Genomic DNA, 21,731 nt, shown 5'->3' on the forward strand with positions numbered 1-21,731 from the left:
TGTGCAAACGAATGCGACGATAACAATCGACTGCAGCCGGCCTGCTGAACATACGGTTAACCCCTATCTCTTCGGGCATTTTGTGGAAGATATTCGCGACCATATGGAAGCGATGCTGGCCTTTCCCTTAAGAGATATGGATTTTGAAAGCGAGAAAACCGGAGAGAGCGCCGTGTCGGGAAGCTGGTTTCCCTTTACGAACGGACGAAATACGCAATATGCGCTGGAAGCGCCGGCACTGAGACATTCAGGCCGCGCTCAGCGCATTCGGATCATGAGCGACGATGAGGCCTACGCTGGCATCGCACAGAACGCTGCGCTAAAGGGACCGATGACATACACGGTCCGGATTGTCGCCCGCGCATCCGTTGAGCTCCGTTATATCATACTGGATGCGGTGGACCGGCGGACCGAGGAGCTTCTTGGGCGTGTGAAAATGGAGCTCAAAAGCCACAATTGGCAGGAATACGAAGCCAGCCTGCCCGTCTCCAGAAACTGCGCCGACGCGGAGATTCGCGTCTATGTTCCGGCAGATCATCCCCGCTGGACCGACCATGTTTCCACCGGCATGCTGTGGCTCGATCACGTATCCCTGCTTCCTGAGGACAACATCGGCCTGGTGAAACGCGAGGTGATCGATATGGCCCGGCCGCTGAATGCGGGCATGATGCGGCTCTCGGGGAATTACATCAGCGCATACCACTGGGAACATGGCGTGGGTCCAGTGCTGGAGCGGCCAGTGATGTACAACGAAGCTTGGGGCGGATGGACGAGCAAGTATTTCGGGACAGACGAATTTATCCGGTTTTGCCAAGAGCTGCAGGTGGAACCGCTGATCTCCGTCAACGACGGGTCCGGTACGGCTGAGGAAGCCGCACGGTGGGTGGAATACTGCAACGGAAGCATCGACACGCCGATGGGCGCACTGCGGGCGGCGAACGGTCATCCCGAGCCGTACAACGTACGGTATTGGGAAATCGGCAACGAAGTATGGGGCGACTGGCAGGTGGGAACCTGCTCCGCCGATGAATTCGCCGAGCGCTGCAAGGCGTTCGCGCTAGCGATGAAGGCGGTCGACTCGTCCATCGTCATCTTGGGCTGCGGGCATACCGACCCGGAATGGAACAAGCCGGTGCTCGATATTGCGGGCGAACATATCGACTACTTGACGATGCATTTATACCACGGCTTCGGACGCTTTGGGATGAACCGTGATACGCCGGCAGAGGAACGATATAAAGCCATCGCAACGTTCCCGGAATGGACCCGTAAAGATATCCGGCAGGCGGAGGAACTCATACGCGCGAATCCGAAGCACAGCCATGTGAAGCTCGCCGTCACCGAGTACAACACCATGTATTTTCCGAACACGGTCCGCAAAGGGCTGCCGGATGAGCACACGCTGGGGGCCGCCGTGGCCAACGCCGCCAACCTGAACGAAATGCTCCGCAGGAGCGATATGGTGCACATCGGCAGCTTCTCCGATCTGGTGAACGGTTGGCTTGGCGGCTGCATCCGTGTGGGCGATTACTACGCCGATCAATACCGCGGCAAGAAGCCCGGCTGGAGCGGCCTGCCGCTTACAGTGTACGGAACGCCGACCTATGAAGTGTTAAAGCTGTACGCCAACCGGGACATCCGGCGGATCCTGCCGGTGGATGCGGAGTGCGGCACCTTTGCCGTGCAGTCGCCGAAGCAGACGCGCATCGGGCTTGATGCGGTGCCTGACTTGGACGTGACCGCAGGTATTAACGAGGACGGCAGCGCCATCACTTTGTTGATCGTGAACCGCAGCCTGCATGAAGTAAAGGCGAAGCTTGACCTGCTTTCATTCGAACCTTTCGGTGACACTATTTTACATGAGATCACAGGCGACTCTTTCGAAGACATTAACTCCGTTTTCGAACCGGAGCGCATCAAATGCTTGCCCCGTGTCGTTCCGGTTTCCGCCTGGCAGGACGGTTATCCTTTACGGAAAACATCGGTGTATGCGGTAGAAATCAAGAAAGAACAAAGGTCAGGAGTGGCAAAATGACAACCAGAGGCTATATCAAGGATTATCCCAGGCCGCAGTTCGTCAGAGGCGATTGGATGAGCCTGAACGGAGTGTGGGATTTCCGATTCGACGACCATAACGCGGGAGAACAGGAACGCTGGCAGGAGACGTTTGTTGAAACGCATAAGATCAATGTTCCTTTTACGTACGAAACCCGGCTGAGCGGAATCGGGATCGAAGAGTTCCACCCTTACGTGTGGTACAACAAAAAGGTACATATCCCGAAAGAAGCCGGGGGAAAACGGGTCATCCTGCATTTTCAAGCCGTCGATCACGTTGCCAAAGTGTGGATCAACGGCCGGATGGCCGGCAGCCACCAGGGCGGGTATGCCGCCTTTTCCTTTGATATCACGCCATACTTGGTCTTTGGCGCCGATAACCAAATTACGGTGAAAGCAGAAGACAGCGACAGCTGCACCCAACCGCGCGGCAAACAGCGCTGGACGAAGGACAACTTCGAATGCTTTTATGTCCAGACGACGGGCATTTGGCAGACGGTATGGCTGGAATATGTAGAAGAGCAGCGGCTGGAAACCGTCAAAATCACACCGGATGTCGACCGGTCGATCGTCCGTTTCGATTACCAAGTGGAGGGGGTGGAAACTTCAGGCGATTTGAGGCTGGAGGCGATCGTTACATTGAAGGGCAAGCCTGTGAAGCGGGTGAGCTTAGTGATTGACCGCCCCTGCCTGACGGTGGAAGTGGATCTGATTCATGAGGCGAACGGGCCGTGGAAAAAATGCCTTTGGTCACCGCAGCACCCGAATCTGTACGATGTTGAGTTTGTCCTGACTTTGGACGGCCAAGTGGTGGACCGCGTCTTTTCCTATTTTGGAATGAGAAAAATTTCGATCGAAAATGGCCGGGTGCTGCTGAATAACGTGCCGATCTACCAAAGGCTGATCCTGGATCAGGGGTACTGGACGGACAGCCATTTGACACCGCCGAGCGAGGAAGCCCTGATCGAAGATATCGACAGCATGTTAGCGATGGGCTATAACGGTGTTCGCAAGCATATGAAAATCGAAGACGCCCGCTTCCTCTATTGGTGCGACGTAAAAGGTCTGCTGGTATGGTCTGAAATGGCTGCGACCTTTGAATTCCACGATCTGGCGGTCGAGGCGTTTACGAAGGAATGGCTGGAGATCGTCCGGCAGCAGTACAATCATCCGAGCATTATCACGTGGGTTCCTTTCAATGAATCTTGGGGGATTGCTTCGATCCTTCGCGACACAAGACAGCAGAAGTTCACCGAGGGCATTTATCATTTGACCAAAGCGATTGATCCGTACCGGCCGGTGATTACAAATGATGGCTGGGAGCATACCGTATCCGATATTTTGACACTGCATGATTATGTCGAAAATGGAGACGGGTTCATGAAACGGTACTCGAACCTGGAGGCTGTCTTAACATGCGAAACGACCTGTAACCAATGGAAATTCGCTTTTGCCGAAGGGTATGAATACCGGGGCCAGCCTATAATGATCACCGAGTACGGCGGCATTGCGTTCCGGTCGGACAAAGGCTGGGGTTACGGACGTCAAGTCTTAACTGAAGAGGAGTTTCTGAGCCGGTTCGAGGGATTGACGATGGCGATCAAGAGTGTCGATTCCATCGTTGGCTACTGCTATACGCAGCTGACTGATGTACAGCAGGAGATTAACGGGATTCTGAAGGAAGACCGTACGCCAAAATTTCCGCTCGAGAAAATTAAACAGATCAATATGGCATAACCGAACGCCGATACTCCAAGAGCCAAAAGAATCATATTTCTTTTGGCTCTTCCCGTTATCAGATCCATTTACGAAAAACATAATCTATCGTACAAATTAGGGAGGTAATATCATAGTGAAATCCTTGCGATGGCTAATGATGGTAGCGGTTACATTTTCCCTGATCACCACGGTTCCCACCGAAACCTCTGCTTATCAAAACCCGAGAACACTGCCTGACGAATGGGGGCAGTATGGTCTCGGAGACCCTTACGTTTTGAAATTTAACGGATATTACTATTTGTATGTGAGTACAAGAGATACGGATGACGGCGTTAAGGTGTGGAGCTCCAAAGACTTGGTGAACTGGTCCTACCGGGGTTTGGCCGCAACGGACCCGATTACGCATGGCGCTTATGCGCCTGAGGTCGTCTATTGGAACGGCATGTTCTACATGTATACATCGCCGGCAGGCCAAGGACATTACGTCCTGAGCAGCACGAGTCCTACCGGTCCGTTCAACGTCGTTACCGGCAATCTCGGTAAAACGATCGACGGCCACGTCTTTATCGACGACGACGGATCATTCAGCTTCTATCATGCCGGGCAGGGACGCATCGATGCAGCACCGATGAGCAGCCCGACCTCGATCGGGGCGAGCTCGTCTACAGGTGTCGGCATGGGAGGCTGGACCGAAGGGGCGACCGTCTTCAAGCGGAACGGCAAATACTATATGACTTATACCGGCAATCACGTGTTCAGCAAAGGATACCGGGTAGATTATGCGGTGAGTACGACAGGTCCGCGGTCCGGTTACGCGGCCGACAGCCTGAATCCGGCGTTAATCAGCACGGAAGGCCCGACCGTGGGACTTGGTCACAACACGGTGGTGGTCGGCCCTAACCTCGATACCCATTACATCGTGTATCACAACTTGGAGGGGCCGGGCGTAGTCGGTCCGCTTCGTCATCTGAATATGGACCGCATCGTTTGGAACAACGACAAGCTGATCGTTCAGGGACCGACAACAACGCCGCAGCAGGATCCGGCGATGCCCACATTCTACGATTACTTCGACCGGACATCGATCGGCAGCGGGTGGACCAATGTCAACGGCGGCCATTGGGGCATCTACAATCAGGAGCTGATGTGGCAGGACTCGATCGGGGATACGACCTGGTACAAACAGATTTCGTTGGCATCCAGCGCTTCCGATTATACGGCTGAATTCAATACGAAAGAAATGAAGCGGGGCACTTCCGCCAGCCCAAGATACGGGGCTACCTTCTCGTATACGGATGAGGACAATTATGGAGTAGCGCTGCTAAGCTCGAAAAATAACCGCCTTGCGACGTCCTTCCGGATCAACGGTGTGGATCAAGCATGGCAAACGTTCGACCTGCCTGCAGGTTTTGATTACACGAAATGGCACAGCATTCGCATTGAGAAGTCCGGCACGACGTTTAAATATTACGTGGACGGCATGCTGAAAGGGACTCGGACGGCCAATTTGGGCGGAGGTAAAATCGGTGTCCTGACGGAAGATACGCATGCGGATTTCGGCTATGTGGCTGTCAGTAACGATGTCAACGGAAGCAGCGCATGGGATGCTTACAAACCGGTTCCAGGCACGATCGAAGCGGTGCATTACATGAAAGGAGGCGAGGGTGTCGCCTATCATGACACGACCGCGAATAATATCGGCGGCGCGTACCGCACGGACGCGGGCGATATTCGTCTCAATAGCGAAGGGCTGTTTAACCTGGGCTGGAATCAAACGGGAGAATGGTATAAATACAAAGTCAACGTGGAATCAAGCGGTTATTACGATATCGACTTCCGAATGGCCACGACGATGAACGGTGTGCAAATCCGCCTGTGGGACGGATCGACGGACGTAACTGGAATCATCGACGTGCCAAACACAGGGGACTGGGATAACTGGCAGACCGTAACGAAGAAGGGAGTCTATCTGAATGCCGGGCAGCGGGAGCTTCGAGTCGAATTCGTTAAAGGTGAGGCCGATTTCTCGCGGATGACGTTTCATAAGAGCGCACAAGTTACAGCGCTTAGCGATGACTTTAACGATGGGAATGACAACGGGTGGACGCGCTTTGAAGGGACATGGGCCGTAGAGAATGGCGAGTACAGCGCTGGGAGCTCTGGACCTGCCAAGTCCACGATCGGTGACGCGAACTGGGCGGATTACACGGTCGAAGCCGACGTCAAAATGATCGACGCTGGAGGTGACGGTGGATTGCTCTTCAGGGTGTCCAATCCTTCCCATGGCACGGAGCGGGGGCAAAACAACTATGACGCCTTCCAGGGGTACTACGCCTATTTGACGACAAGCGGGGTTAACCTCGGCAAGATGAGTTACAGCTGGACGTTCATCAAAAGTGCTCCGCAGACTTATGCGACCAACACCTGGTACCATATGAAAGTGGTGGCGAAAGGGACAAATATGAAAGTTTATGTGGATGATATGAACCAACCGAAAATCGATTATACGGACAACAGTTTGAACCCGTTCACGCATGGCAAAGCAGGCGTCAGAACGGCCAATAAGCATACGCATTTTGATAACTTTAAAGTTTCGCCGTAAGTCGTAACAGGAAGGTAGCCCGATCTCTGCGTACTCTCCGTAACAGCAACAGCCTGCCGATTTCTGGATCGGCAGGCTGTTCTCATGATCGCATCATCACGATTTATAAAAATCCTCGGCTTTTTGGATCATATGTTTTTCTTCGTCCGGCACATCCGTATCGTAAAAAACGGCTCCGACCGGACAAGCTACCTCACAGGCACCGCACTCAATACAAATATCCGCCTCGATAAAAAATTGGTCCGGGCCTTCCTCGATGCAGTCTACCGGACAAACGTCCACGCATTCTGCCGCTTTTTCATCAATACATCCCGAAGTAATCACATAAGGCATTCGGTCTCACCCTTTCGATGAAATGCTTACTACCGGCGTATCACGCGTACCGGTAAAGAGGTCAGCGTCTGTCCGGCGGCGGATGGGGTTAGGTGATCTTCCAGCTTGAATCCTGGAACGGGCTCAATCCGCTCAAATTGGTCCATGAACAGCCCCAGGCCGATGTTGGCTTCCAGCCGGGCCAGCGGTGCTCCCAGGCAGAAGTGCGGGCCGTTGCCGAAGGTCAAATGCCGTTTATTGTTGGAACGGTGGATGTTCAGCGTAAACGGGTCCTCAAAAACCTCTTTATCCATATTCGCAGCACTCATCCAAGCGACGACGACGTCTCCTTTTTTAAGCTCCACGCCGAGCACGTTATTATCCTGCTTCACCGTACGGTCCATTTTCGCCATGTGGAACCGGTAGCGAAGCATTTCTTCCACCGTATTCGGAAGAAGCTCGCGGTTAGCCTGGACCTCGCCATAGATCTGGTCGTTATCATACAGGAAGGAATAGAACGTGCTGGACAGCAGATGGCTTGTCGTCTCAATGCCGGCCCCGAGAATGAACATGGTCATCCGGACGATTTCGTCATCGGTCAAACGTTCGCCATCGACCTCGGCCTGGATCAGGTCGGAAATAATATCATCGGTGAGCTGGCTTCTTTTGGCGATGACATGAGGATAGAGATAGTTGTAGTAATTTATTGCCGCCTGCCGCTTCAGCTCCTGAACATCTTCGACATTGTCGGCCGGAAGAGGGAGGAACAGATGATCGACCCATTCCTTAAACAAGAAGCGGTCTTCGGAAGGAACGCCAAGCAGGTCGGCGATCACGATGGTGGGCAGCGCGCTTGAGAAGCTCTTGACGATATCGATGACCGGGTCGTCACCCATGTCCTTGATCAACTGGCTGACCACCTCATGGATGCGCGGCTCCCACAGCTTCAAGCTTCTGGGCGTGAACGCCGCCGACAGCAGGCTGCGGCTTTTGCGGTGTTCCGGAGGATCCGAGCTGAGATCGACCCGCCCGGAGTTATGCTGACCCTCCTCATTATCGGCGCCGACGCTGATCGTCGTCCGTGCTCTCACGCTGGAGAAGTACTCGTAATCGCTCAATACTCTTTTTACATCTTCATACCGGAAGACATTCCAGGAATTCGTTTCCTCATTATAGCTGATCGGATCATGTTCCAAGTGGTGCCTGTACCATTCAAAGGGACTGAATTCTTCCACGGCGGATCGAAATTGGGTGATTTTAGCTAAGGAGATAATTTCCTTCTGCATAATACTCCCTCCCGGTTTGAATTATTTGGAATATATTTAAATTAACATATGTTAATTTAACATATAATCTACAGAGGAACCACGACCGAATGACCTATGCCTAAAGGTCCGCTTACCGGTTGTAACGGTTGGATCAAGACTATGGGCGAACCCTTATGCCTCACTCACGACGCCTTTTTGGATCGCAGCTTCGGATGCATGCTCCATACTCCGAGACGTACGCTTGATAAAGAACGAGAGCAGCAGGCCAACAATACCGATGCCGATAATGACAACGTAGGCGTCGTTAATTCCTTGGATGGTCGCTTCAAGCACCAGTTGCTTCTGATTCGCCGCTGCGCCGCCGGACGTCATCATGTCCGTCAGATGCGTTTTCGTCCGGTCGGACATGACCGTTACCAACAGGGAAGTACCGACCGCACCAGCCACTTGACGCACGGTGTTGGATATGGCTGTTCCATGCGCGTTTAATCGGGCAGGCAGTTGGTTGAGACCTGCGGTCTGAATCGGCATCATCAGCAGCGCCATACCGATCCGGCGTCCTGTCGACATGAGCAGCAGATACGCATAGGTGGTATGATCCGTCAAGTTGATGAATCCGGCTGTGGTTGCGATCGTAATGATCAATCCGGCAACGGCAAGCCATTTGGCGCCAAAGCGGTCAAACAGTCGACCGGTGACGGGCATCAGCAGTCCCATCACAAGCGCACCCGGGAGCATCAGCAATCCGGATTCCAGGGCGGAATAGCCGCGTGCATTTTGCAGGTATAACGGAAGCAGCATCATATCCGCATACATGACCATCGTAACCATGATGTTGATCACCGTGGTCAGGGAGAACATGTTGTATTTGAAAGCCCTGAGATCCAGCAGGGGTTTCTTGGAAACCAGCTGTCTCCATACAAACTTCCCGAGGGCAATCACACCGACAGCAATGGACACCAGTACTTCGGAGCTGGACCATCCTTGGCTCCCTGCCTGGCTAAAACCGTACAGCAGCGTGCCGAATGCGACTGTGGACAGAACGACGCTGATGATGTCCATCTTGGAGCGGACGGTCTCCGACACGTTTTTCAAATAAATAAAGCCGCAGATAATGACGATAACGGCAAGCGGGATCATGCCATAGAACATCGTTTGCCATTTGAAATTTTCCAGGATGTAACCGGCAAGTGTCGGGCCGATCGCCGGAGCGAAAATGATGGCGAGTCCCATCATCCCCATAGCCGCGCCCCTCTTTTCCGGAGGGAACAATACCAAAATTACGTTGGTTAACAGCGGCATGATGATGCCGGCGCCTGCAGCCTGAATCATGCGTCCCGTGAGCAGAACCGGGAAATTGACCGCGAGGGCGGACACGATGGTTCCGACGAGGAAGATCATCATCGAAGCTTGAAACAGCTGGCGGGTGGAGAACCTCTGCATAAAATAAGCCGTAATCGGAATCAGGATTCCATTGACCAGCATGTAGCCGGTGGTCAGCCATTGAGCCGTGGTGGCCGAAATGTCGAAATCAATCATCAATTCCGGGGTGGCCACGCTCATGAGCGTCTGATTCAGTGTTGCGAGGAAGGCGCCCAGTATCATAATGATCAGAATCGGGCCCTTCTTGACGGAACTGCTGGTTGTGTCCATAGGATGACTCAATCTACTCCTTCCTTTCTTTTCTCTCTAGACTTAATTTACAATGTGTTGGATAATTAACATTGTATAAATGAGATTATAGACAGAACCGTGGGAGCTTACAAACAACGTTTTCACAAAAAATGTAAATTAGTTTTCGTTTCACCGTTTTAATGTTGATTAGTGATGAGAATTACTGCACATTGCTATTAAATTGTCTATTATGCAGGCCAGGAGAAAGGAAGGAAAAAATGCCCGACGTTTCCAAACAGCCGACCGACCCCAGAGTGCTTCGTACAAGGCAGCTCATCAAGGATGCTTTTATCGATCTGCTGCAGGAGATGGATATCGAGAAAATGTCCATCAGCCGGATCGCCGAACGTGCTACCATTAACCGTGTCACTTTCTATTTGCACTACCGCGATATTCCCGACATGCTTGAAAAAATGGCCGACGATATGATTGAAGATTTCAAGCAGGCGGTGGGCATCGAGCCGGAAAAACCGGCGGCTTCCGAGGAAGAGGATTGGTTCATGATGCTGCGGCTTTTGGAGCACATTGCGGAGCATCACAAATTTTACAAGGTGATCTTGGGATCGCGGAAGGCGCCCATATTCAGTGAAAGGCTGTTAAATATGCTGACCGAGTTAATTTCGGCAAGAATCGAAGAGATGGGGACCGAGTCTTTTTGTTACAAAGCAGGCATACCCAAGGACATCGCCATCTGGCATGGATCGGCAGCCCTCATTGGTACAATCGTGGCCTGGCTGCGCAATGACATGCCTTACACACCGGCCTTTCTCGCCAAGCAGTTTTATTTGCTGACGCGCAGCCGGATTGAAACGAAGGGAGAGTGAATGGTTGGATGCAGGAGTTAACTTTAAAAGAGCGGCTGTTGATTTTATCGGAAGCGATCCGGATGACCGAAAAAGCATTTGCGCACTGGGAGAGTGCAGCCATCACACCAGATGAATTGGGGGAAGCCGCAAAAGAGTTTTTCGACAAAGCCGCAGCGGCCGAGAACCGGGCTGATTTTCAAAAGGTGATGTGGGGGTATTTTGGACAGCTTCGTAACGCTCATTCGAATTATATCGACAGGGCGGCGCCGTTCCCACATGGCGGGGCGTTTCCATTATCACTGCTGGAGTCGGATGGCTCTTGGCTTGTAAAGGAAGACGACACCGGGCTTACCCACCCCGGAGATATGGTGGTATCCATTGCTGGCAAATCGATAAATGATTGGCTGAATGAGCTGAACCAGTGGCTCAGGATTACGGATTGGCGTATGATGGCTGGCCGCCTACCTGTGTATATTTCGCATTTTTACATGAAGGAGCAGGCAGATATCGAATTGTTGAATGAGCAGGGCCATACTCGAACGGTTACGTTATCTCGTCGGCCTATAGATTATATCAGTCACAACAATGGCGATACATCAGGAAAATGGCTGCAGCAAGACAAAACGGCATATATACATATTCCAAGCTTTAACCATTCGAGGTTTGAAGAGAAGGCTCTCGAGCTGATTGGGGAATATCAACACGCCTCATCGATCATCATCGATGTGAGAGGAAACGGCGGCGGGAGCACGCCGGGAAGGTTAATCCACAAACTTATGAATCGGCCGTATCGATGGTGGAAAGAGATGGCGCGCCATCCTGAGTTTTTATACCGTCGGCATCCGAATGCAGAACTATCCTTTACAACGGATTATCGGTTTCCCGTATTTGATCCGGACTATACGCAACCTTCGGTCGAAACCTCCTACCAAGGGAATGTCATCATCTTGGTGGATCGATTCACCGGTTCTGCAGCCGAAGACTTTACCATGCCGTTTATTGACAACGGAAGAGCAATCATCATCGGAGAGAGGACTTACGGTTCAACCGGTCAGCCGCTCGTTCAGCATTTCGATGACGGCAATATCGTTGTGCTGGTCGGAGCCATCCGCTCCTATTTTCCAAACGGGGACCCATTTGAGAATATCGGCATCGTACCTGATATCGAAGTTCCGGTGAGGAGAGAAGATCTGTATCAACGAAGGGACAGAGCGCTGGAGAAGGCGCTTGAGGTTATCAAAAATGCATGATTGTAATTCGACAATAAAACGAAGGTCGGGCATAGAGTGCCCGGCCTTTATTATTTTGTGAGGACATAAAACCCAACTTATTTTTCAACTAGGGATTGTCATGCGGAAGAATATGCCTTAATATATTCGATAATGATAATCATTATCATTACATACACAGACATCGATACGCATCGATAGGAGGTGAATTCTTGAATACGAAGGAAGGAACAACGACTAGGTTGGGAAGCGGCTATTATGCAGTGATTTTGATCTTGATGATTCTAATTGCGTTATCCGCTGTCTTTTCCGTATCGATTGGACAGGTACATATTCCTTTCAGGCAGGCGTGGGAGATCATCGTGCATGCCTTGACCAACGGTAAATGGGGATCCATGAGCCATGTCGAGAGCGACTCCTACGTCAACATCATTTTGCAAGTCCGGATGCCCCGCGTTATATTTGCCCTTTTGATCGGCATGGGGCTCTCCTTATGCGGAACGATCATGCAGGCGGTCGTGCAAAATCCGCTCGCTGACCCGTATATTCTCGGCATTTCGTCTGGCGCATCCTTGGGAGCAACCTTTGCAATCCTGGTCGGATTCGGCAGCGGTGCGCTGCTGTCCCAGTTCGGCGTCGCCTTTGGGGCTTTTGCAGGGGCCATGGTCACGTCGATTGCCGTGCTGGTGTTATCCAGCATCGGAGGTAAAGCGACATCGGTAAAGCTCGTCTTATCCGGCGTCGTCATCGGTGCCTTGTGCAGTTCCTTTTCCAGCCTGGTCATTTATTTTGCCAACAACGCGGAGGGCATCAAGACCGTCACATTTTGGTCCATGGGCAGTCTGGCTTCCTCCAGCTGGGATAAAACGCCAATCATGGCGGCGGTCGTACTGCTCGGCTGCGCATTGTTCCTATTGCAGCACCGTGTGCTCAATACGATGCTGCTCGGGGACGAGTCAGCCATTACGCTCGGTATTAACTTGAGCGCCTACCGCAAGTTTTATATGATCGCCGCGGCGCTTATTACCGGTACGATGGTCGCTTATGCAGGCATGATCGGTTTTGTCGGTTTAATCATTCCCCATATCGGCAGGGGGATCTTTGGCGCGGATCATAAGCGGCTGACGGCAGGAACGCTGCTGCTGGGCGGATTGTTCCTGATCTGGTCGGATATTTTATCCAGAACGCTGATTCATAATGTGGAACTGCCCATCGGGATCATTACATCGGTGATCGGCTCGCCGCTGTTTATCTACATGATCGTGAAAAAAGGCTACAATTTCGGAGGGTGAGACATGGAGTTGACCGCAAAGGAAATGCAAGTCCGGATCGGCAAAAAAGATATCGTGAAGAACGTTTCGATCCAGGTCAAAAACCGGCAGTTCGTTGGACTGATCGGTCCCAACGGATGCGGGAAATCCACACTGTTGAAAAGCATATACAAGAGCCTGGTTCCGCAGAAAGGGACTGTTTATTTAGACGACCTGGATGTGCTGAAAACGAACGAAAAGAAAGTGTCGCAGCGGCTTGGCGTCGTGGGCCAGTTCAATGAGATGAATTTTGATTTAACGGTCCAGCAGATGGTCATGCTGGGCAGGACGCCGCACAAGAAGCTGCTGGAATCCGACAAAGCAGAAGATATGGCGATTGTGGAAGAAGCTTTGGCGAGAACGAATTTGCTGGATTATAAAGAGCGCAGCTATTTGTCGCTGTCCGGCGGGGAAAAGCAGAGGGTCATTTTGGCGCGGACGATCGCACAGCAGCCTAAATTCATGATTTTGGATGAACCGACGAATCATCTCGACATTCGGTACCAGCTCGAAATTTTGACTTGTGTAAAAGGGTTGGATATCGGGGTGCTGGCCGCGCTTCACGATTTGGAAATGGCCGCTCATTACTGCGATTATCTCTATGCGATGAAGCATGGCGAGGTATATGCGCATGGCACGCCTGAAGAGGTGCTGACGCCGGAGAACATTGAAGCGCTGTATCAGATCAAGTGTAAGACATATATCAATCCGGTTACGAACGGGTTGGGATTTGCTTATGGTCTATAAAAGGGGAGGAAGACAAGTGAAAAAACATCTGCTGCTGACTGCCGGGATTGCGGCAATACTGGTGCTCAGCGCCTGCGGAAATGCGGCGAAAACCAGTGAACCGGAGGCCCAGGCTGCCAGCCACTATCCGGTAACGATCGAAAATTTCACGAAGGCGGAAGGCGGAACGACCTGGGAGAAAAAAGAGCAGGTATTCGATAAGGCGCCAGAACGCATCATGGCCAATACCCGCCCGGCAGCGGAACTGCTGCTTCACCTTGGACTTGGCGACAAAATCGCCGGGGTCGGCGCGAATTTCGGGGCACCGGATCCAGCGGTCGAATCGGAATATAACAAACTGAATATCCTTAGCGACGAGTACGTCGGCAAAGAGGTTACGCTGGGTACCAATCCTGACCTGGTTTACGGACGGGGCGGCTTATTCGATAACGCCGATTGGGGAGTCGGTACGGTGGACACCTTGAACGGCATGGGAATCAAAACCTATGTTCTGGAATCGTCCGTGACTGGGGGAACCTATGACTCGATTTACAAAGATATTGAACATCTAGGTGAAATTTTTAACGTACAAGACAAGGCCGAGTCGTTCATCCAGGAGCTGAAAGGGAAGCAGGAAGGCATCGCTTCCAAACTCGCAGGGATCCAAGCGGAGAAAACATTCGCCTATCTCCATATGAGCGATCCGAAGGAAGTGAGCGTATACGCAGCCCAACAAGAAACATTTTTTAATGATGCGTTCAAAATGGTCAAACTGGACAATGTCTTTAAGAATGAAACGGGCGAGGTCAGCGTCGAAATGCTGATTCAGGCAGACCCGGATGTACTCATCATCCCGGACTGGAGCACGACGGGCGGCACGACCCAGGATAAGCTCAAAGAGGCACTTTATGCGAATCCCAAATTGTCCAGCATGAAGGCGATCAAAAACAAGCAAATCTATGCGGTGGACTACAACTATATGTTTGGCTATGGCTACAATACGATCGACGGGATGGAAAAGCTGGCGAAAGAAATGTACCCTGACTTGTTTAAATAGTTTCATATCCTATAGAATCAGCCGCTCCTCCATCAGATTTCCTTCCTTCTGATTTGTGTAAATAAGAAGTAACAGCCTGGGCCATACTATGCCAATAGGAAATGAATGGGAGGTGGGAGCGATGAGCGAGACCAGCATTACGATTCATTTTGTCGGCGGAGAAGCACTTAATATTATATCCGATGACGTCAGCGGTGTAATTTCCAGGCTGAAGAGCGAGGAATGGGTAGAATTGAATGAGCATCAGGTGCAAACTTCGAACATTTCCTTTTTTACCGTGTATGAGTCCGGCTTTGGCAAAAACAGCGAAAAACAGCTTCCGTCTAAAAGCTGAATGGGTCATTAGCATACCGAACGACAGCCTGGAACGATCCGGGCTGTTTTTTTGTCGTGAAGACTTTCATATCTATACCCAGCAGGCTGATGGGCTTCTCGTCCATTCCGTTATCCTCGACTAAGGTCTAGTGATTACTCTGGCCTTTTGATAGGTGTGCTCCATGCGATTTTCCTTATAATGAATATTATACATAACCAAACAGGAAGAAACTGGGGGTACAAATGAAAAACATAATCACAGGGACGACCGCCGTACTTGCCGTCATGCTGCTCGCAGGCTGCGGAACCGTGGACGATGCTGCACAAAAGCTCAAGCAGGGGGCGCACGAAACGGCAATGACTGCCGGAACAACGGTCATGGATACAGTGAGCGGTATCGAAGAAAGCATCAAAAGCAAGGGTGACAGCATTCAGCTTACGGCCGCACAGGAAGTTGGGGCGGATTCATCGCTACAAATTCACCATAAAGCAGGGAATATCACGCTCGTACGGGGTACAGGAAATAAGATCACCGTGGAGACCACCATCTGGTTTTTAAATGATCAGACTCACCGCAATATTGCCGAGCAAGCGGAAACCTCCATTGTGGATAACAACGGCACGATGGAAATCGTGACACATGCAAAGGGGGATCCCAAACGAGATTTATGGGATTGGGCAGAGTCCCGTTTCGGGAAATCCGAGCTGTTCATCGAGTATGTCGTCAACGTACCGGATCGGATCACCGGTTATGAAATTGTTAACGATGTCGGCGGCATCACGATGAAAAACCTGAACGGATCGTATCAGGTTGAAAATAGTGTTGGTCGTATAACCGTTGAAGGAGCGCATGTTGCAGGGAAATCCAGAATCCGATCGGATGCCGGAAGCGTCCGTGTGGACATCCAGGAAATGGAGAAGGACAGCACTCTTCAGGTAGGTACCGATGTAGGCGGAGTCCAAGCGGCACTTGCAACTTCCTTGTCTTGCACCTTGAAGGTTCAGAGCGAACTCGGAACCATTTCCGGTGTATCGAGCGGTTCTACCGACTTCAATGGCGGGGGTCCGGTCATTACGCTGTCCTCTTCGGTCGGAGCGATTTCGGTTGAAGAAGCCATTTGAAATCAGTGATTTGAAACCATGATGATTTGTGAATATCTTAGACACAATGAAGAGGCTGTCCTTGGGTCCGTAGACCTGGGGACAGTCTCTTTGTTTGTTCGACATTAACTTTGAAAATATTGCCTAATCCCCAAAATATTTATATTCCTTAAGCCAGATTTACTATAAGATATAGGAAGTACAGTCGTAATTTGGGGGTTCGACCACATGGAAAACAATTACCTCGCCGAGGTTCGACGACGTTGCATCGCCTATGGAATGCAGCCAACCGATGTTCCCTCACTCCGAACAACCGTGTCCGAAGAGCATCTACAGAGACAGAAGCGGCTATATGCCGACATTCTGGAGGTTACCAAGGGATTTGGAGAGAACACGATTCAATTACTAAACGGGCAAATGGTTTCATTCGTCGTCACGGATGACAAAGGTTTGGTAATTGATTCCTTCGGTGATCGGATTATTAGAGAACAACTTTCACAGCTGAATATTAAAGAAGGGAGCTTGCTGATTGAGAGAGAGGTGGGGATATGTGCGACGCTGATCACGCTGGAGTACAAAATTCCATTTCAAACGGTGGGGACGGATCATTATCATCTTGTTCTGCACGAATCGGCCTGCCACAGCGTCCCTTTTTCGGTTCCAGGAAATCATGGGGTGCGCGAAGGAACGATCTCCCTGATGACAAGCATCGTTGATTTCAGCAATTACCAGCTCGCCATGCTTGTGAATATGGCGGAATCTATGGGAAGGGAGCTGAAGCTCAGGAAAACAAACCAGCGGCAGCTGGATCTGCACCATCTCATGGTCGACAATTTGGATACCGGAATTCTTTTGGCTGACCGATCCGGAATTGTAGTCGATTTCAACCACGTCGCCCTGAACATCATCCCCGATTATATTTCCGTCGGACAGTCCTCCTATCAAATTACGGAGCTCGGACCGCTTTTTTTGCAAACGATTGCTAACGGCCAGCGGCAGCGGGGAATCGAGGTTCATTTTCACGCCGGCGGGACACACACGGTTTGCCTTGCCGACATCATTCCGATATTTGAAAATGGGATCATTCAAGGCGCCTATGCGCAGCTGCGGGATATTACCGAACGTTATTTGCTGGAGCAGCAGATCATCGTCAGCGAAAAGCTGTCGGCCATCGGCAAGCTGGCCGCCGGTTTAGCCCATGAAATCCGCAACCCGCTTACCTCCATCATGGGCTTTGTGCAAATTATCCGCGAGCGGCCGCTGGACCCGGACACGGCCCGTTATTTGGGTTTCGTACACGAGGAGCTGGTGCGCGTCAAAAATCTCGTATCGGATTTTGTCACGATGTCCAAGCCTTCTTTTCCAATCGTCAAGCCGATCGAAATTAATCTGTTCCTTGACAGCGTGCTTGATTTTATGGAAGGACAGGCCGCGCTGCACGATATCCGGTTTATCCGGGATTACCATACCGGCGACCAGGACATCCTGTATGCCGATGCTTCGCAAATTAAGCAGGTACTGATCAATATTTTACAAAATGCCGTTGAAGCGTCTCAGCCTAAAGAAGCCGTAACCTTAAAATCTACCATACAAAACAAACATCTAACCATCACTATTTCTGACAATGGCAGCGGTATTAGTCCTGAAAACCTCACAAAAATACAGAATCCTTTTTTTACGACCAAAGAGAACGGAACGGGTCTGGGTCTATCCGTATCCTACCGCATTATTAACAATCATAACGGAGAGATCACCGTCGATTCCAGATTGGGTGCAGGAACGGAATTCAATATCCGATTACCTTTGTCAGGCATTTTAAAGGAGTGTCCTGTGTGAAAAATGTCGTAGAGCTCTTAGTTGAAACGCTGGTCAGTCTGGATATTCAGCATGCTTTCGGAATTCCGGGCAAATCGGTTGCCCCTGTGATTCTGGAATTTGGCAACCAGGGAATCGAATTTATTCTGGGAAGGCATGAAAGCGGGGCGGGTTTTGCAGCCGGAGGTTATGCTTTTGCGGGGAAAAAGCTGGGGGTGGTCGTCGGAACTTCAGGACCGGGAGGGACCAATCTGGTCACTGCCGCAGCGCATGCGAAAATGAACTGCCTTCCCGTTCTCTTCATCACGGGACATCAGTCGGCGGCGGAAACAGGGATCCCGCAATGCCAGGATTCCTCGTTATTCGGCATCGATTTGGCGGAAATTATGAAGCCCGTTACGCTGTTCAGCACGATGGTTTCCCGCGCCGATACCTTCCCGGCGATTCTTAATCATGCGCTTCGCGAAGCCATGACCGGACGCAAAGGTCCGGTACATCTGTGCATCCCGTTTGATGTGATGATTTCGCCGGTAGCCGAGACGAATATCCATATTCCGTCAAGCCGTCTAAACTATGCCGCAACCAATCTGACGGATGTGGTGAATCAGGTGCGAGCCGCCCGAAACCCGGTCATTCTGGCAGGAAAGGGGGTCGTCCTCTCCAGAGCTCAGGAGCCCCTTGCCAGGTTCGCCGAGCAGTTTCAGATTCCCGTCGTCACAACTCCCGGTGGCAAGGGGAGCATCCATTCGATGCATGCACAATATTACGGACCTTTTGGTCTTGGAGGACACCAAAAAGCCAAGCACCAGCTGGAGTCGGGTGTTGATCTGATGCTGGTGATGGGATCGCGGTTGAGCGATACCGCACTGGCGGGTTTAGACCGTTCTTATTTCCCGCAAAGGATCATTCAGTTCGATATCTCTTATGAATTTATGGGCGGAATTATCCAGGCTGAGCATACGCATGTGTTCGGCGATATCGCAACGAATCTGGAGGAACTGCTGCGCCTGTATCCGAATGACAATGTGATTGATGACGTGCGTGTTGGTGAGCGGTATCATGATCCGCTGCCCGAGCTTCAGTCCCTTTCGGTCGCGGAAGTCTGCCAGGCGGTAGGGGATATCATTCCTGAGCAAACCACGGTTTTTGCCGATGATGGCGCACATGGGTACCATGCGGTCCGTTGGCTGGATGTAAAGCCGGGCGTCACCTTTTTCTTCGATTCCTATTTTGCTTCGATGGCCAATGCGATCGGGATGGCGATTGGTACAAAATTTGCCGACAGGGACCAGAACGTCATCTGCTTGACGGGAGACGGCTGTTTATTTATGCTGGGCTCCGAAATCTCAACCTGCGTCGCCGAGCAGCTTCCGGTTATTTTTATCGTCATCAATAACGGACAGCTGGATATGGCATTAAAAGGGATGCGCGAGTTTACCGGAAGAACCGACGGCACGGTCTTTAAGCAGCCTTTGGATGCCGCAGCGTATGCGGCTTCCATGGGAGCGGACAGTGCACGGTGCACGACGCTCAGGGAATTTACGCATGTGTTTAAACAGGCACTGCAGCTCAATAAGCCTTTTGTGATTGACGTGATCGTGGACAAAGAGGAGATCCCTTCCACCTTGGCCCGGCAAATGAAGCTCGATTAAGGTATTTTTGCATACCGAATTGACCGGATTACGCGAGAGAAGCGCCTATATGGCGCTTTTTTATTTTTGCAAATTTTCGTAATTATGATAGATTGGGAGGATTATTTTGCGGCATTATGAATTGGGTTCATCTCAAATAAGGGAAAATTATGTGAGTATTAAGCCCTAATTCTTTGAAAAACGGTTTTCATAGCCAGTTATTTCTATTAGCATAATGCTAACAACTCTAAATGGAGGTATCAACAAGATGTATTCATTTCAGTCATTGATCTCAAGGAACAAGCATTTTAAATTATTCTGCTTCGTTGCTCTTTCCATCCTGCTCTTTGGGATGTCGAGTCTGACCGCCTTTGCGGCATCGCCGGGAAAAACCGTCAACGCTTCGGCGAAACTGGCATACAACCTCAAAGGACTTCATCATAAACTGGCGGTTCAGAAAGCTTATATTGCTTCGAAGTACGTATATGTTACCCAGCGGTCCAAAGGGACGGTCTATCTATCAAGACTGGTTATCAACGGCAATACCGCTACTTACAAGGATGAAATGAAGATCACCAATGCCGGTCACGGGCAAACGCTTGATATGTATACCTACAAAGGGATCAACTATTTTTACTTCAGCTCAAAAGCCGATCCTTCAACAAGCAATTATTGGTCGCTCCAGGTCGCGAGACTTCAATATTCGGCCGGCAAGACCTTGGATTATACGGACCTTCACCGGTTCACGTATATGAATTACGCCAACAAAAAGGGCACAAGACTAGGCGACACGTACCGTGTTGACGGCGGCGGAAACAGCACATATACCTTTTTCCGGGTTCAAACGAAACAAGGAAAGGTCACCTGGTCCGTTTATGATACGGTTAAACTGAACAAGCTGCTGGACAGCAACGAGCAGGTCCGTCTGGATAGTGCGGCGGCGAAGGCAGCGTGTGTATCCAGCTTTACCCAGTCGGGCAGTGCCATCGTGAGACCGAACGGTTCCTTCCAAGGCGCCGACCTGCTTGGCAAAACGGAAATTTATACGTCTGGCGGCGCTGAAGGAAACACCCCGCAGATTGCTATGATATCTAACACAGGAGCTTATAAGAGTCTGGTGAAAATCACCAACGTGGGAAAACATGAAATTGAGGGTGTACAAAACAAAAACGGGAACGTTTATTTTAATATCGTAACCAATCCCGACAGTAAGCAGAATACCCAGAAAATTTATTACGTTCCAGACAGCATTTTTTAATCGCGATCGTGTGGGCTGGTTCGCTGAAAAGACAGAAAACAACCTGAGCATGGTTCAGGTTGTTTTTCTATTGGCAGCGATGATGTGATTTTTCCAGGCGTCCGTTACCATGATAAAATAGTACGGAGCTAATCAACGGCCAGTTATTTAACGAATCGTCATTGCAAAGGAAAGGTGAAGAAAATTGTCAGCCAAGACGAATGCCTGCCGAATACTCGACACGCTTCAAATCAAGTATTCGCTTCACGAATATGAATGGGACGAAAATCAGCTGGATGCGGCAACGGTTGCCGCGAAAGTAGGGCTGGAGCCCGGCCAGCTGTTCAAGACGCTCATTTTAAAAGGGGATAAGACAGGGGTCATCGCAGCTTGTATTCCAGGCGACCGGGAATTGAATCTGAAAAGTCTGGCCGCTGCAAGCGGCAATAAAAAAGTGGAGATGGTGCCTGTGAAAGACATTCAATCCTTAACAGGGTATATCCGGGGCGGCGTGTCTCCACTGGGCATGAAAAAGAAGTATCCGCTGTATATGAATGCATCCGTGAGCTCCATGGAAGTCGTCAGCATTAGCGGAGGAAGACGGGGGCTGCAAATTTTTCTAAGTGGACAAGACTTAGCGGCAGCTGCTGAGGGAGTGCTGGCCGATCTTGTGTACAGTAGCCCGCAATGATGGAACGGGTTCAAACACATGAACCTGTAGGTCCAATCAGATTTTGCCTATTGAACTCAAAAGCTGCATAAATGCGATAAAAAAGCCGCCAATTACCACTAAAACAATGACCATAATCAGTACAAATCTTTTTCCATCCATCGTTAAACACCTCAGGATGATTATACCAAAAGATAGCCCTGA

17 protein-coding genes are annotated in these 21,731 nt (G+C 50.8%); 14 read left to right on the forward strand and 3 right to left on the reverse strand.

Annotated features, from left to right (window positions below):
* Position 1: 1 nt before the first annotated feature.
* The 3 genes from MKY74_RS20365 (at position 2) to MKY74_RS20375 (ending at position 6,376) form a co-directional block, all read left to right on the forward strand.
* Positions 2-2,035 (forward strand): alpha-L-arabinofuranosidase C-terminal domain-containing protein, encoded by a 2,034-nt coding sequence (locus MKY74_RS20365; RefSeq protein WP_076165608.1) that lies wholly within the window; start codon positions 2-4, stop codon positions 2,033-2,035.
* Entirely contained in the window at positions 2,032-3,792 is a 1,761-nt protein-coding gene (locus MKY74_RS20370) for a glycoside hydrolase family 2 protein (protein WP_076165606.1), read from the forward strand. Before MKY74_RS20365 ends, MKY74_RS20370 begins: the two co-directional genes overlap by 4 nt.
* A gap of 115 nt (positions 3,793-3,907) precedes the next feature.
* Positions 3,908-6,376: a family 43 glycosylhydrolase gene (locus tag MKY74_RS20375; protein ID WP_076165604.1), complete on the forward strand. Its 2,469-nt coding sequence runs from the start codon at positions 3,908-3,910 to the stop codon at positions 6,374-6,376.
* 96 nt (positions 6,377-6,472) lie between these two features.
* Here the strand turns inward: MKY74_RS20375 and MKY74_RS20380 are convergent, their stop codons facing one another.
* The 3 genes from MKY74_RS20380 to MKY74_RS20390 form a co-directional block, all read right to left on the reverse strand.
* On the reverse strand, positions 6,473-6,709 hold the full coding sequence (locus tag MKY74_RS20380; protein ID WP_076165602.1) for a DUF362 domain-containing protein: 237 nt from the start codon (positions 6,707-6,709) through the stop codon (positions 6,473-6,475).
* A gap of 29 nt (positions 6,710-6,738) precedes the next feature.
* On the reverse strand, positions 6,739-7,974 hold the full coding sequence (locus tag MKY74_RS20385) for a cytochrome P450 (RefSeq protein ID WP_076165600.1): 1,236 nt from the start codon (positions 7,972-7,974) through the stop codon (positions 6,739-6,741).
* 153 nt (positions 7,975-8,127) lie between these two features.
* Positions 8,128-9,609: a DHA2 family efflux MFS transporter permease subunit gene (locus MKY74_RS20390; RefSeq protein WP_076165598.1), complete on the reverse strand. Its 1,482-nt coding sequence runs from the start codon at positions 9,607-9,609 to the stop codon at positions 8,128-8,130.
* 239 nt (positions 9,610-9,848) lie between these two features.
* Here MKY74_RS20390 and MKY74_RS20395 point away from each other — a divergent pair, with 239 nt between their 5' ends.
* The 11 genes from MKY74_RS20395 (at position 9,849) to ybaK (ending at position 21,548) form a co-directional block, all read left to right on the forward strand.
* Positions 9,849-10,454, forward strand: coding sequence for a TetR/AcrR family transcriptional regulator (locus tag MKY74_RS20395; RefSeq protein WP_076165596.1), 606 nt, complete (start codon positions 9,849-9,851; stop codon positions 10,452-10,454).
* Positions 10,455-10,462: 8 nt separating this feature from the next.
* A complete protein-coding gene (locus tag MKY74_RS20400; protein WP_076165594.1) occupies positions 10,463-11,686 on the forward strand; it encodes a S41 family peptidase in 1,224 nt (407 codons plus the stop codon).
* Between the two features lie 191 nt (positions 11,687-11,877).
* The gene (locus MKY74_RS20405; protein ID WP_076165592.1) at positions 11,878-12,957 is read left to right on the forward strand and encodes a FecCD family ABC transporter permease; all 1,080 of its coding nucleotides are present in this window, start codon (positions 11,878-11,880) and stop codon (positions 12,955-12,957) included.
* A 3-nt stretch (positions 12,958-12,960) separates the two neighbouring features.
* Positions 12,961-13,722 carry an ABC transporter ATP-binding protein gene (locus MKY74_RS20410; protein WP_076165590.1) on the forward strand — a complete coding sequence of 254 codons (762 nt, stop codon included), beginning with the start codon at positions 12,961-12,963 and terminating at the stop codon, positions 13,720-13,722.
* A gap of 16 nt (positions 13,723-13,738) precedes the next feature.
* Positions 13,739-14,758 (forward strand): ABC transporter substrate-binding protein, encoded by a 1,020-nt coding sequence (locus MKY74_RS20415; RefSeq protein WP_076165588.1) that lies wholly within the window; start codon positions 13,739-13,741, stop codon positions 14,756-14,758.
* Positions 14,759-14,879: 121 nt separating this feature from the next.
* Complete coding sequence (locus MKY74_RS20420; RefSeq protein ID WP_076165586.1) at positions 14,880-15,092, forward strand: hypothetical protein; 213 nt, start codon at positions 14,880-14,882, stop codon at positions 15,090-15,092.
* Positions 15,093-15,316: 224 nt separating this feature from the next.
* Positions 15,317-16,195: a hypothetical protein gene (locus MKY74_RS20425; RefSeq protein WP_076165584.1), complete on the forward strand. Its 879-nt coding sequence runs from the start codon at positions 15,317-15,319 to the stop codon at positions 16,193-16,195.
* Positions 16,196-16,402: 207 nt separating this feature from the next.
* The gene (locus tag MKY74_RS20430) at positions 16,403-18,010 is read left to right on the forward strand and encodes a two-component system sensor histidine kinase NtrB (RefSeq protein ID WP_076165583.1); all 1,608 of its coding nucleotides are present in this window, start codon (positions 16,403-16,405) and stop codon (positions 18,008-18,010) included.
* The gene (locus MKY74_RS20435; RefSeq protein WP_076165581.1) at positions 18,007-19,641 is read left to right on the forward strand and encodes a thiamine pyrophosphate-binding protein; all 1,635 of its coding nucleotides are present in this window, start codon (positions 18,007-18,009) and stop codon (positions 19,639-19,641) included. Before MKY74_RS20430 ends, MKY74_RS20435 begins: the two co-directional genes overlap by 4 nt.
* Positions 19,642-19,888: 247 nt before the next feature.
* On the forward strand, positions 19,889-20,878 hold the full coding sequence (locus MKY74_RS20440; protein ID WP_076165580.1) for a phage baseplate protein: 990 nt from the start codon (positions 19,889-19,891) through the stop codon (positions 20,876-20,878).
* A gap of 184 nt (positions 20,879-21,062) precedes the next feature.
* Entirely contained in the window at positions 21,063-21,548 is a 486-nt protein-coding gene (gene ybaK, locus MKY74_RS20445) for a Cys-tRNA(Pro) deacylase (RefSeq protein WP_076165578.1), read from the forward strand.
* Positions 21,549-21,731 lie beyond the last annotated feature (183 nt).

The sequence above is a fragment of the Paenibacillus sp. FSL R5-0378 genome, assembly GCF_038009285.1.
GTDB lineage: Bacteria > Bacillota > Bacilli > Paenibacillales > Paenibacillaceae > Paenibacillus_AQ > Paenibacillus_AQ favisporus.

Excerpts from the sequence above, each read along its gene's own strand:
- MKY74_RS20370 (WP_076165606.1), top strand. The coding sequence starts at position 2,032 with ATGACAACCAGAGGCTATATCAAGGATTATCCCAGGCCGCAGTTCGTC.
- MKY74_RS20380 (WP_076165602.1), bottom strand. The coding sequence starts at position 6,709 with ATGCCTTATGTGATTACTTCGGGATGTATTGATGAAAAAGCGGCAGAA.
- MKY74_RS20385 (WP_076165600.1), bottom strand. The coding sequence starts at position 7,974 with ATGCAGAAGGAAATTATCTCCTTAGCTAAAATCACCCAATTTCGATCC.
- MKY74_RS20390 (WP_076165598.1), bottom strand. The coding sequence starts at position 9,609 with ATGGACACAACCAGCAGTTCCGTCAAGAAGGGCCCGATTCTGATCATT.
- MKY74_RS20395 (WP_076165596.1), top strand. The coding sequence starts at position 9,849 with ATGCCCGACGTTTCCAAACAGCCGACCGACCCCAGAGTGCTTCGTACA.
- MKY74_RS20400 (WP_076165594.1), top strand. The coding sequence starts at position 10,463 with ATGCAGGAGTTAACTTTAAAAGAGCGGCTGTTGATTTTATCGGAAGCG.
- MKY74_RS20410 (WP_076165590.1), top strand. The coding sequence starts at position 12,961 with ATGGAGTTGACCGCAAAGGAAATGCAAGTCCGGATCGGCAAAAAAGAT.
- MKY74_RS20420 (WP_076165586.1), top strand. The coding sequence starts at position 14,880 with ATGAGCGAGACCAGCATTACGATTCATTTTGTCGGCGGAGAAGCACTT.
- MKY74_RS20425 (WP_076165584.1), top strand. The coding sequence starts at position 15,317 with ATGAAAAACATAATCACAGGGACGACCGCCGTACTTGCCGTCATGCTG.
- MKY74_RS20430 (WP_076165583.1), top strand. The coding sequence starts at position 16,403 with ATGGAAAACAATTACCTCGCCGAGGTTCGACGACGTTGCATCGCCTAT.
- MKY74_RS20440 (WP_076165580.1), top strand. The coding sequence starts at position 19,889 with ATGTATTCATTTCAGTCATTGATCTCAAGGAACAAGCATTTTAAATTA.